At 71.2% G+C, this 11,984-nt stretch carries 10 protein-coding genes; 4 read left to right on the top strand and 6 right to left on the bottom strand.

All coding sequences use genetic code 11. The features are described from left to right. Positions 1 to 2: 2 nt before the first annotated feature. The 3 genes from AB0D53_RS12780 to panB all read right to left on the bottom strand — a co-directional run bounded on the left by AB0D53_RS12780 (position 3) and on the right by panB (position 2,887). Positions 3 to 857, bottom strand: a complete 855-nt coding sequence (locus tag AB0D53_RS12780) for an ABC transporter permease (RefSeq protein ID WP_329816150.1) — start codon at positions 855 to 857, stop codon at positions 3 to 5. Further along, a complete protein-coding gene (locus AB0D53_RS12775; RefSeq protein WP_362444228.1) occupies positions 854 to 1,876 on the bottom strand; it encodes an ATP-binding cassette domain-containing protein in 1,023 nt (340 codons plus the stop codon). The genes AB0D53_RS12780 and AB0D53_RS12775 overlap by 4 nt, the downstream gene beginning before the upstream one ends. Before the next feature lie 123 nt (positions 1,877 to 1,999). Continuing rightward, the gene (gene panB, locus AB0D53_RS12770) at positions 2,000 to 2,887 is read right to left on the bottom strand and encodes a 3-methyl-2-oxobutanoate hydroxymethyltransferase (RefSeq protein ID WP_362444221.1); all 888 of its coding nucleotides are present in this window, start codon (positions 2,885 to 2,887) and stop codon (positions 2,000 to 2,002) included. A gap of 193 nt (positions 2,888 to 3,080) precedes the next feature. Here panB and AB0D53_RS12765 point away from each other — a divergent pair, with 193 nt between their 5' ends. The 4 genes from AB0D53_RS12765 (at position 3,081) to AB0D53_RS12750 (ending at position 8,141) form a co-directional block, all read left to right on the top strand. After that, a complete protein-coding gene (locus tag AB0D53_RS12765) occupies positions 3,081 to 4,697 on the top strand; it encodes an MFS transporter (RefSeq protein WP_362444218.1) in 1,617 nt (538 codons plus the stop codon). Positions 4,698 to 4,750: 53 nt separating this feature from the next. Then, positions 4,751 to 5,401 carry a TetR/AcrR family transcriptional regulator gene (locus AB0D53_RS12760; protein WP_362444215.1) on the top strand — a complete coding sequence of 217 codons (651 nt, stop codon included), beginning with the start codon at positions 4,751 to 4,753 and terminating at the stop codon, positions 5,399 to 5,401. A 235-nt stretch (positions 5,402 to 5,636) separates the two neighbouring features. Beyond that, positions 5,637 to 6,677, top strand: a complete 1,041-nt coding sequence (locus AB0D53_RS12755) for an endonuclease/exonuclease/phosphatase family protein (protein ID WP_362444212.1) — start codon at positions 5,637 to 5,639, stop codon at positions 6,675 to 6,677. 243 nt (positions 6,678 to 6,920) lie between these two features. Further along, the gene (locus AB0D53_RS12750; RefSeq protein WP_362444209.1) at positions 6,921 to 8,141 is read left to right on the top strand and encodes an MFS transporter; all 1,221 of its coding nucleotides are present in this window, start codon (positions 6,921 to 6,923) and stop codon (positions 8,139 to 8,141) included. Between the two features lie 51 nt (positions 8,142 to 8,192). Here AB0D53_RS12750 and AB0D53_RS12745 read toward each other — a convergent pair whose 3' ends face one another. From AB0D53_RS12745 to AB0D53_RS12735, 3 genes are all read right to left on the bottom strand, one after another. Then, a complete protein-coding gene (locus tag AB0D53_RS12745; protein ID WP_362444206.1) occupies positions 8,193 to 9,947 on the bottom strand; it encodes an NAD+ synthase in 1,755 nt (584 codons plus the stop codon). A gap of 91 nt (positions 9,948 to 10,038) precedes the next feature. Then, a complete protein-coding gene (locus AB0D53_RS12740; RefSeq protein WP_362444203.1) occupies positions 10,039 to 11,706 on the bottom strand; it encodes a multicopper oxidase family protein in 1,668 nt (555 codons plus the stop codon). Positions 11,707 to 11,773: 67 nt separating this feature from the next. Beyond that, the gene (locus AB0D53_RS12735) at positions 11,774 to 11,944 is read right to left on the bottom strand and encodes a hypothetical protein (RefSeq protein ID WP_362444200.1); all 171 of its coding nucleotides are present in this window, start codon (positions 11,942 to 11,944) and stop codon (positions 11,774 to 11,776) included. Positions 11,945 to 11,984 lie beyond the last annotated feature (40 nt).

The following is an 11,984-nucleotide window of genomic DNA, read 5'->3' as shown; positions in this document are numbered from 1 at the left end:
GGTCAGGACTTCTTGCGGAACCTGGAGACCGCGAGCGGCGCCATCACCGCGGTGATGACCACGGTCCAGCCGAGCGTCACCAGGACCGAGTGGGCGAGCGGGCCGCCCATCATCAGGGCGCGCGCGGCATCGGCCAGATTGGACAGCGGGTTGTAGTCGGTGAACGTCTGGAGCCAGCCGGGCATCGTCTTCGTCGGGGCGAAGATCGAGGAGCCGAACTGGAGCGGCATCAGCACCAGCATCCCCATCCCCTGAACCGCCTGGGCCGTCTTCATGGTCAGTCCGAGCAGGATGAAGATCCACATGATGGCGGCGCCGAACGCGGCCGACAGCGCGATCGCCGCGATCAGCCCGAGCACCGACTCCTGGAGCTCCATGCCGAGCGCGAAGCCCATGGCCAGCAGGATGAGGGTGGCGACCATCATCCGGCCCAGCTCGACCACGATCTTCGCGATGAGCACCGAGGAACGGGCGATCGGCATCGTCCGGAACCGGTCCATGACGCCCTTGCGGAAGTCGTCGTTGACACCGGAGCCGACCGCCATGGCGATGTTCATGCCCATCATCGCCATCAGCCCGGGTATCAGGTAGTTCAGATACTCCTGCCGGCCGCCGCCCATGCTGCCGCCGACCGATCCGCCGAAGACGTACACGAACAGCAGCGTGAAGATGACCGGCATCAGGAGCGCGTCGAACATCGACTCCGGATCCTTCTTGATCTGGAGCATGTTGCGCCGCACCAGGGCCCCGATGTGGCGCAGGTTGTTGCGCAGCCCTATCCGGCCCTCGTCGTGGACCGTCTTCGCCCGGGCGGACTCGGCGGGCGTGGGCGTGGGTGTCAGAGTCGCCGTGCTCATGCCGCGACCTCCTCGGGGATCGTGTCGGCGGCGGAAGCGGACTTCTCGCCGGTGATGGCCAGGAAGACCTCGTCCAGGCTGGGCAGCGCGGTGGCGACGTGCGCCAGCGAGAAGCCCCGGGTGCCGAGCAGGCCTATGACGGCGGTCAGCTGCTCGTCGCTGAGGATCGGCACGTACAGCAGTCCCTCGTCCGGGACGGCCTGCGCACCCGAGACCCCGTCGAGCCCCGCCTCGCGGATCGCCTGCGCCATCGCGGGCAGCTGCGCCGGGTCCGAGGGCCGGATCTGCAGGGTGCGGCCGCCGACCTTCGCCTTCAGCTCGTCGACCCCGCCACGGGCGATGATCTTCCCCTTGTCGATGACGGTCAGCTCGCTGGCGAGCTGCTCGGCCTCTTCCATGTACTGGGTGGTGAGCAGCACGGTCGCCCCCTCCGCGACCATCCGCTGCACCTCGTCCCAGACCTCGTTGCGGGTCCGGGGGTCGAGCCCCGTCGTCGGCTCGTCCAGGTACAGCACGGCCGGGCTGCCGATCATCGAGGCGGCCAGGTCGAGCCGGCGCCGCATGCCGCCGGAGTAGTCCATCGCGGCCTTGCGGGCCGCTTCGGTGAGCGAGAACCGCTCCAGCAGCTCATCGGCCCGGGACCGGGCGGTCTTCCGGGGCAGATCGAGCAGCCGCCCGATCATGTAGAGGTTCTCCCAGCCGGAGAGCTTCTCGTCGACCGAGGCGTACTGCCCGGTCAGGCCGATGGTGCGGCGCAGCTGCCGGGGCTGCTTCACCACGTCGTAGCCCGCCACGGTGGCGTGTCCGGCGTCGGGAACGATCAGGGTGGACAGGCAGCGTACGAGCGTGGTCTTGCCTGCTCCGTTGGGACCGAGGACACCGAGCACGGTGCCTTCGCGGACATCGAGGTCCACGCCGTCCAGAGCCTTGGTCGAGCCGTAGTGCTTGACCAGTCCCCGGACCTCCACGGCGTTCGAGCCGCTCCTGGGGTTCTTGTCGATTCGCGTCATGCCCACCATGGGACCAGACGCCACCGACAGTCCGCCGACAGCGGGCCGACAGCCCGCCGATGGGGGATGTCGGCGGGCTGTCGGTGGTGCGGGCAGTGGTTCAGGCGGAACGAACCGGCGGAACCGGCGGAACTAGTGGAAGGTGTGCTCGGCGGCCGGGAAGGCCCCGCCGACGACCTCTTCCGCGAACTCCTTCGCCGCGTCGCCGAGCACCTGGCGCAGGTTCGCGTACTGCTTGGTGAAGCGCGGCACCTTGCCGCCGGTCAGCCCGACCATGTCGGTGTAGACCAGCACCTGGGCGTCGGTGTCGGGACCGGCGCCGATGCCGACGGTCGGGATGTGCAGGGTGCGGGTGACCTCGGCGGCCAGTTCGGCCGGCACGAGCTCCAGGACGACGGCGAAAGCGCCCGCGTCCTGCACGGCCTTGGCGTCGCGCAGCATCTGCTGGGCGGCCTCCTCGCCGCGGCCCTGCACCCGGTAGCCCATCGCGTTGACGGACTGCGGGGTCAGCCCGATATGGGCCATGACCGGGATACCGGCGTCGACCAGCAGCCTGATCTGCTCGTGGCTGCGCTCGCCGCCCTCCAGCTTGACCGCGCCGACACCGGACTCCTTGATCAGCCGGGTGGCGTTGCGCAGGGCCTGGACGGGGCCCTCCTGGTACGCCCCGAAGGGCAGGTCGGCGACGATCAGGGCACGCCTGGTGCCCCGTACGACGGCGGCCGAGAGGATCGCGATCTCGTCCATCGTGACGGGCACGGTGGTCTCGTAGCCCAGATGGCAGTTGCCCATGGAGTCGCCGACGAGCATCACCGGGATCCCGGCCTCGTCGAAGACGGACGCGGTCATCGCGTCGTAGGCGGTGAGCATGGGCCACTTCTCGCCGCGCTCGGTGGCGGCGGCGATGTCATGGATGGAGACACGGCGGGTGCTCTTGCCTCCGTACAGCGCCTTGCTGCTGTCGGCGGGGGCTCCCGCGGGGGAGGGTGCGGACTGATTCCGCGCAGCCTGAAGCGACATTGCGAACGGCTCCTTCATCATCTCGAGGCGCCCTGACGGCGTCCCCGGATCGCTTCCATGGTGGCATCCCGCGGCGCTCCACGGGAAGTGGGTCCGCACACGCCCGTGCGGGCATGGCCGGAAGGCGACCCCGAACGGCCCCGTCCTTCCAATACGAGACGGTTCCGTATCGAAATCGGATAAGCTCCTTGCCATGTCGATGCCGTCAGGTGCTCGCGCTGCCGTGCCCCAGATCCCGGAGGCGGTCCACCGCCGCCGCTGGGCGATCCTGGTCGTCCTGATGTTCAGCCTGCTCATCGTGGTGCTGGACAACTCGATCCTGAACGTCGCGGTCAAGACCATCGCCAGCCCCGCACCCACGGGCCTCGGGGCCACCCAGAGCGAGCTGGAGTGGGCGATCAACGCCTACACGCTCGTCTTCGCCGGATTCCTGTTCACCGCGGGCCTGCTCGGCGACCGCATCGGCCGCAAGAAGGTGCTGCTCTTCGGCATCCTGCTGTTCGGCGTCGGCTCCGCGCTGGCCGCCATGTCCGGCTCGCCCGCCCAGCTGATCACCTGGCGTGCCCTGATGGGCTTCGGCGCCGCGTTCGTCATGCCGGCCACCCTCGCGGTCCTGATGAACGTCTTCGAGCGCGAGGAACAGCCCCGGGCCATCGGCATATGGGCGGGCAGCGTCGGGGTGGCCATCGCGATCGGCCCGATCACCGGCGGTCTGCTCCTCGAACACTTCTGGTGGGGCTCGATCTTCCTGGTCAATGTGCCCGTGGTGGCCGTGGCGCTGACCGCGATGGTGCTACTGGTCCCCGACTCCAAGGACCCGAACCCGGGCCGGACCGACCCGTTCGGCGTCGCGCTCTCCATCGTCGGCCTGGTGCTGCTGGTGTACGGCATCATCCGCGGCGGCCAGCTCGCCGACTTCGCCGACCCCGTCGTGCTGCTGTCCAGCCTCGGCGGCCTGCTCGTCCTGGCCTGGTTCGTCTGGCACGAGAAGCGCAGCAGCCACCCGGCCATCGACATCTCGTACTTCAGGGAGCCGTCGTTCGCCGCGGCCGTCGCCGCCATAGCGCTGGTCTTCTTCGCGCTGATGGGAGTGACCTTCTTCTCCGCCTTCTACATGCAGAGCGTGCGCGGCTGGAGCGCGCTGCAGGCGGGTCTGATGCTCCTGCCGCTGGCCGCCGCCCAGATGATCTTCGCCCCCCGGGCCCGGCTGCTCGTCGACCGCTTCGGCGCCCGCGCCACCTGCACCGGCGGCATGCTGCTGGTCGCGCTCGGACTGGCCTCGTTCGCGCTGTTCGACGGCACCACACCGGTCTGGGTGCTGTGCCTGCTCTTCTTCGTCCAGGGCACGGGCATGGCCCATGTGATGACGCCGGTCACCGTCTCGGTGATGCAGGCGCTGCCCCGCGAGAAGGCCGGTTCCGGATCGGCCGTCAACAACACCTTCCGGCAGGTCGGCGGAGCGCTCGGGGTCGCCGTGCTCGGCTCGGTGCTCTCCACCGTCTACCGGGGCGACATCGAGGGGCACCTCGGCGCGGTCCCGGCCGGCGCCAGACAGGCGGCGGGGGAGTCGATCGAGGCGACGCTCGGCATTGCTGACAAGCTGGGCCCGGCGGGTGCCCCGCTGGTCGCCTCGGCGAACGACGCGTTCCTGAAGGCCATGCACGTCACCGCCGTCGGTTCGGCGAGCGTCGCCCTGGTGGGCACCCTCGTCGTCGCGCTGTTCATGCCGGGGAAGCCGCCCGCCGGTCGGGAGCCCGGCGGATCGGGCGAGGACGACCGCTCGGTGCGTGCGGCGGGGGCGGGCCGGTGAGACCGGCGGCCCGGTGAGACCGGCGGCCCGGGAGAATTGAGGAGTGGAGCGACGTGCGGGTACAGGCACAGGCGGAAGGCCGGAACCGGGCGGTCCGGGAGGAACCGGAACCGCGACGGGGCCGGCCGCGCAGTGCGGCGGCCGAGCGGGCGATCCTGGACGCCGTCGTCGAACTGCTGGAGGCCGGTGAGCCCCTGGCGGGCCTCTCCATCGAGCGCATAGCCCGTACCGCCGGCGTCGGCAAGGCGACCATCTACCGGCGCTGGAGCGGCAAGGAGGAACTCTTCGTCGACGTCCTGAAGGACATGGAGCCGCCGGAGCCCGCCGTCTCCGGCACGGCCGGCCTCGACGACCTGCGGCTGCTGCTGGATTCGATGCGCAGGCGCGGCCTGGCCCAGCGCTCGTCGGTCCTGCTGCACAACGTGTTCGCGCAGATGAAGAGCCACCCCAAGCTGTGGGCGGAGTACCACGGCAATGTCATCGCGCCCCGCCGCGTCGCCATGCTGGCCGCCGTGCAGCGTGCGGTCGACGCCGGGGAGCTCCGCGCGGACCTGGACGTGGGGCTGATGGACGACCTGTTCCTGGGGCCCATGCTCGTACGCACCATCCACCGGCCCGACGCGCCGCTGCCCGAGGACCTCGCCGACCGCATCGTGCGGATCCTGGTCGAGGGCCTGGCGCCCCGCCCGGCCGACAGCGCCTGACACACCCGTGCGCCCGGGCCCCCGGCCACCCGACAATTCCGGAAACGGAACCGGACCCGCCCGAGTGTGATCGTTCTGTCACAAGCCCCTGCGAACCCCGTCCGGCCGGAACCCTCCGGACCCCGCCCTTCGTCCTCGTGGCAGTACGGCCGTCGTCGACGGCAGGAAACCCGTCGCCCATCGCCTAGGGTCGTGGACGCGGCGACATGCACGGCAAGGCAGTGAGGACAGCGCGATGGTGCAGGCGTACGGAGCGGACACCGGGAACGACCGTGCGGAGCCGGGCCCGGAGCCGGAGCGCGCCGGGGCGGGCTCCCGCCTGCGTGAGCTGCGCGACAGGTGGACGGGCGACCCGGGTATCTGGCGGCGCGGCATCGTCCTCGCCCTCTGCTCGGTCCTGCTCACCCTCGTGATGGCCTTCCACGCCAGGATCCCGAACGCCATCGGCAACCTGGGCAGCCTCTCCGAGACGTTCCTGCCGTGGTTCGGGGTGTTCGTCCCGCTGCTGCTGGTCCTCGGCCTGATGCGCCGCTCGGCGACCGCGCTGATCGCCCTGCTGCTGCCGGTCGTGGTCTGGTTCAACATCTTCGGCGGCCTGCTCACCGACAAGTCCGGCAGCGGCGGCGACCTCACCGTGGCCACCCACAACGTCAACGCCGACAACCCCGACCCCGCGGGCACCGCCCGGAAGGTCGCGGCCTCCGGCGCCGACGTCATCGCCCTGGAGGAGCTGCCGAGCGGCAAGGTGGCGACGTACGAGAAGGCCCTCGCCGACCGCTACCGGTACCACTCGGTGCAGGGCACCGTCGGCCTGTGGAGCAAGTACCCGATGAGCGGCACCAGGCCGGTCGACATCAAGATGGGCTGGACCCGGGCGATGCGCTCCACGGTGACGACCCCGAAGGGCGAGGTCGCCGTCTACGTGGCCCACCTGCCGTCCGTACGGGTCAAACTGCACGCCGGATTCACCGCCAACCAGCGCGACGACAGCGCGGACGCCCTGGGCGAGGCCATCGCCCACGAGAAGCTCGACAAGGTGATCCTGCTCGGCGACCTCAACGGCACGCTGAACGACCGCGCGCTGAACGGCGTCAGCGCCCAGCTGCGCTCCACCCAGGGCGCGGCCGGCGACGGCTTCGGCTTCAGCTGGCCCGCCTCGTTCCCGATGGCGCGGATCGACCAGATCCTGGTGAAGGGCGTCGAGCCGATGTCCTCGTGGACGCTCGGCGCGACGGAGAGCGACCACCTGCCGATCGTGGCGCGGGTGGAGCTGTGACGCGTGACACCCGTGACGCGGTGAGTCGTTCCGCCACCGGCTTCGAACGCTGACGAAACGGTCCGTTCACCCGCTGGAACAGAGCGTCTGAGAGAATTTGTTCCGTTCGGGAACCAAGGGCATCCGGCGACGGCGCCGGACAGGCCGCGCACCGGCCCGCCCGGTTTCCTCCTCGCCTCCCGCCCACCGGTCCGCCCTGTCCGGCCGGGGCGGGCCGGGCTTCCCGCGGAAAGGTCTCTTCTCATGCCCCTGGCCCTGCTCGCACTCGCGGTGAGCGCCTTCGGCATCGGCACCACGGAGTTCGTGATGATGGGCCTGCTGCCCGATGTCGCGGACGACCTGGGCACCTCCGTACCCACCGCCGGCCGTCTCGTCTCGGCGTACGCGATCGGTGTGGTGGTGGGAGCCCCGCTGCTCACCGCCGTCGGCTCCCGGATCCCGCGCAAGCGGATGCTCCTGCTGCTGATGACCCTCTTCACCGTCGGCAACCTCGCCTCCGCCTGCGCCCCCGGCTTCGGCTGGCTTCTCGGCGGCCGGTTCCTGGCCGGGCTGCCGCACGGGGCGTTCTTCGGCGTCGGCGCGGTCGTCGCGGCCCGGCTGGTCCCCGAGGGGCGCCGGGCACGGGCCGTGGCCACCATGTTCCTCGGGCTCACCGTCGCCAATGTCGTCGGCGTCCCGGCGGCCACCCTGCTCGGCCAGCACCTCGGCTGGCGGGCCACCTTCCTGGTCGTCGCCGCGATCGGGCTCTGCGCGCTGGCTGCGCTCGCCCGGCTCGTACCGCAGGTGCCCCTCGACGCCCACCGGGGCCTGGGCCGGGAGCTGCGCGCCCTCGGCGACCGCCAGGTGCTGCTCGGTCTGCTCACCGCCGTCTTCGGCTTCGCCGGGGTCTTCGCCGTGTACTCCTACCTCTCGGCCATGACGACCGAGGCGATGGGCTTCGGCGAGTCCGCCGTGACGCCGGTGCTCGCGCTCTTCGGCATCGGCATGACCCTCGGCGCACTCGCCGCGGGGCCGCTCACGGACCGGGCGCTGCGGCCGACGCTGTACGGATCGCTCGGCGCGCTCGCCGTCGTTCTCGCGGTGTTCCCGTTCGTCGTCCATGTGCGGTGGGCCGCGCTGGTGCTGGTGGTGCTGCTGGGCGGGGTCGGCTTCATGACGACCACACCGCTCCAGATGCTGGTCATGAACAAGGCCAAGGACGCCCCGACCCTGGCGTCCGCCTCCAACCATTCCGCGTTCAACCTCGCCAACGCGGGCGGAGCGTGGCTGGGCGGCGCCGCGATCGCGGCGGGCTGGGGATGGACCTCCCCGGCCCCGGTCGGCGCGGCCCTCGCGGTCGTGGGCCTCGCGGTGGCGGTCGCGGCCGGTCTGCTGGACCGGGAACGCACACCGGGGGCGTCGAGGGTGGTGGCCCGCGCGCAGGCGCGGCCCGCGCGGGACGACGCCCCGGCGGACGCGCGCTGAAACGCGAGGGCGCGGTGACCGGTCCGCCCGGTCACCGCGCCCACGCCCCGCTCAGCCCGACTCGCGCCACCGGTTGGTGATCGGGAGGCGGCGGTCCTTGCCGAAGCCCTTCGGGGAGATCTTCGTGCCCGGCGGGTACTGCCGCCGCTTGTACTCCGCGGTGTCGACCATCCGCAGCGTCTTCGCGACGAGGGCCTTGTCGAACCCGGCCGCGACGATCTCGTCCAGCCCCTGGTCCCGGTCGACGTAGAGCTCCAGGATCCGGTCCAGTACGTCGTAGTCGGGCAGCGAGTCCGTGTCGACCTGCCCCGGGCGCAGCTCGGCGCTGGGCGGCTTGGTGATGGACGCCTCCGGGATCGGCGGCGTCTGCCCGCGTTCCTCGGCGGCCCGGTTGCGCCACTTCGCCAGGCGGAAGACCGACGTCTTGTAGACGTCCTTGATCGGGCCGTACGCCCCGACCGCGTCGCCGTACAGCGTCGAGTAGCCGACCGCCAGCTCGGACTTGTTGCCCGGGGCGAGGACGATCTGGCCCTCCTGGTTGGAGACGGCCATCAGCGTCGTGCCGCGCAGCCGCGCCTGGAGGTTCTCCTCGGCGAGACCGGTGAGCCCCAGCGAGCCCATGTACGCGTCGAACATCGGCTCGATCGGTACGGTGCGGAAGTTCAGCCCGGTGCGGCGGGCCAGCTCGGCCGCGTCGCCCTTGGAGTGGTCCGAGGAGTACTTCGACGGCATCGAGATGCCGTACACGTTCTGCGCGCCCAGCGCGTCGCAGGCGATCGCCGCGACCAGCGCCGAGTCGATCCCGCCGGAGAGCCCGATCAGCACACTGCTGAAGCCGTTCTTGGCGGCGTACGCCCGCAGGCCCACGACCAGCGCCGAGTACAGCTCCTCGTCGTCGTCCAGCCGCTCCGCGTACCCGCCGGCCAGCTCCGCCGGGTATGCCGCGAGGGGCTCCTCGGAGAGCACCACGTGGTCGATCCGCAGCCCGTCGTTGACGACACCGGACGGCGGCTCGGCGGCGGCCGCCGGCAGTTCCAGGTCGAGTACGACGCTGCCCTCGGCGAACTGCGGGGCACGGGCGATCACTTCGCCGTCCCGGTCGACCACGATCGAGTCGCCGTCGAAGACCAGCTCGTCCTGGCCGCCGATCATCGCCAGGTACGCGGTGGTGCAGCCCGCCTCCTGGGCCCGCTTGCGGACCAGTTCCAGCCGGGTGTCGTCCTTGTCCCGCTCGTAGGGGGAGGCGTTGATCGACAGCAGCAGCCCCGCGCCGGCGGCCCGCGCGGCCGGCACCCGGCCGCCGTCCTGCCAGAGGTCCTCGCAGATCGCGAGCGCCACGTCCACGCCGTGGACCCGTACGACCGGCATCGAGTCGCCCGGCACGAAGTACCGGAACTCGTCGAAGACGCCGTAGTTGGGGAGGTGGTGCTTGGCGAAGGTCAGCGCGACCTGCCCGCGGTGCAGCACCGCCGCGGCGTTCTGCGGGGAGCCGACGGGCTGGCCGTAGCGCGGCTGGGCCGTCTCGGAGCGGTCGAGGTAGCCGACCACGACCGGCAGCTCCCCGAAGCCCTCCTCGTCGAGCCGGGCGGCGAGCGCGCGCAGCGCCTGCCGCGAGGCCTCGACGAAGGACGGGCGCAGCGCCAGGTCCTCGACGGGGTAGCCGGTCAGCACCATCTCCGGGAACGCCACCAGATGGGCGCCCTGTTCGGCGGAGTGGCGGGTCCAGTGGACGATCGCCTCGGAGTTGCCGGAGAGATCACCGACGGTCGAGTCGATCTGATTCAGTGCGAGACGTAGTTGAGGCACGCGCACCAGTGTAATCGTCTGACTGACGCAATGTCCTGGCGGGCCGCGGAACCGGGGCAGCGGCCCGCCGGGAACCGGGTCGGGGCAGCCCTCAGCGGCGGTAGCCCAGGACCGTCATCATGCCCACGTCCGAGTGGTAGATGTTGTGGCAGTGGAGCATCCACAGCCCCGGGTTGGTCGCGTCGAACTCGACGGCCAGGGAGCTGTCCGGCCGGATGATCGCGGTGTCCTTGCGCGCCCAGTCGACCGAGCCCCGCCGGGTGGCCCGGTGGCGCGGCCCCGCCGGTCCCACCAGGCCGAACGAGTGCCCGTGCAGATGGATGGGGTGCCACATCTCCGTGACGTTGAAGAACTCCAGCCTGACCCGCTCGCCCGCCCGCACCGGATGGCGCTGGTGGGGGTTGTAGGGCTCGTGGTCGAAGGCCCAGTCGTACGCCTTCATGTTGCCGGTCATCCTGAACCGGATGGTCCGGTCGGGCTCGCGCGAGGACAGCTTCACGGACTCGTCCGGCATCAGTCCGTACGCCTCCACCAGCTCTCCGTCCAGCTCCCGGGGGCGTACGGACGCGGTGGGCGCCTTGCCCTGGCCGGTACGGAGCAGGGCCATCGCCGAGGCCCTCTTGCCCTCCGCGAGCGCGGTCAGAGGGAACACCCCGTCGCCGGCGGTGACCATCACGTCGTACCGCTCGCCCATGCCCATCAGCAGGGCGTCCGTCGTTCTGTGCCGGACCGGGTAGCCGTCGGTGTGGGTGATCGTCATCCGGTGGCCGCCGAGCGCCACCCGGAAGGCGGTGTCGCCGCCCGCGTTGATGATGCGCAGCCGGATCCGGTCGCCGGGCTTGGCGGCGAAGGAGGTGGGGGACTTCGCGGTGCGGCCGTTGATCAGGTAGTACGGATAGGCGACATCGCCCCCGTGGCTTTCGAGCAGTTCGCTGTAGGAGTTTCTCGTCAGCCGCGAGGGTCCGGAGCGGCCCTTGGCGGGCTTGGCGGGGGCCCCGTGCGTGCCGCTGCCGTGGTCCATGCCGCCCCTGCCCCCGCTGAGCTCGTGGAGCACCGAGTCGGGCGTCGAGCCGTCCACCCCGTCGACCCAGTCGTCCAGGACGACGACCCACTCCTTGTCGTACTTGAGGGGCTCCCTGGGGTCGTCGACGATCAGCGGCGCGTACAGTCCGCGGTCCTGCTGGACGCCCGTGTGCGGGTGGAACCAGTACGTCCCCGCGTGCGGGACCTTGAACCGGTAGGCGTAGTCCGCGCCGGGTCTGATGGGCGCCTGGGTCAGATCGGGCACCCCGTCCATGTCGTTGCGCACATTGAGCCCGTGCCAGTGCAGAGTCGTTTCCGCAGGCAGGTGGTTGGCGAAGTTGACGGCCAGGGTGTCGCCCATCGTGACCCGCAGCTCCTTGCCGGGCAGCCGGGCGTCGTACGCCCAGGAGCCGACGGTGAGCCCGTCGCCCAGATCGAGCCGGGACGGGGTGGCGACGAGGTCGATCTTCCGTACGGGGCCGGAGCCCCGCTCGGCCTCGGCCGCCGCGACCTCCTCCCCGTCGGGGGAGACGTACCCGTCATCGGACTTCCTGCGGGGCGGGGTCCCGTGGTTCACGCCGCCGTGGCTCGTACCACCGGCGTTCTCGCTGCCGGTCTTCTTGCCGCCGTGGCCGTGGCCGGTGTCGGATGCGTCGGAGCAGGCGGCCAGTACCGCCGTGCCGGCGGTGGCGAAAGCGGCGCCGAGCACGGCGCGTCGGGTGGGTGGAGTGCGCATGGCGGAGTGCACCTCGGGGTGTTGTCGGTATTTCGGTCTGCTGGGAGAGGGGGAGGCGCGCCCCCTTCTATATGCGCAGCACCGACAACGGGGCGGGACCGACGCCGTCCTGCCGGGGCCCCGGCCCCGGCAGGGGAGCGACCCGGACCGCGACGCCCCTGAGAAGGTGGAGGATCCCGACGAGCAGCGAGACACACAGCAGCAACTGTCCGTATGTCGCACATCCACTCAGGGTCATGCCGAGCACCCTACCCCCGCCGGGTATCCGGCGCGCGCGG

This window comes from Streptomyces sp. NPDC048295 (assembly GCF_040652135.1).
In the GTDB taxonomy this organism is placed as follows: domain Bacteria; phylum Actinomycetota; class Actinomycetes; order Streptomycetales; family Streptomycetaceae; genus Streptomyces.
Note: the sequence above shows the minus strand (reverse complement) of the source record. Positions and strands in the feature narration are given on the sequence as shown.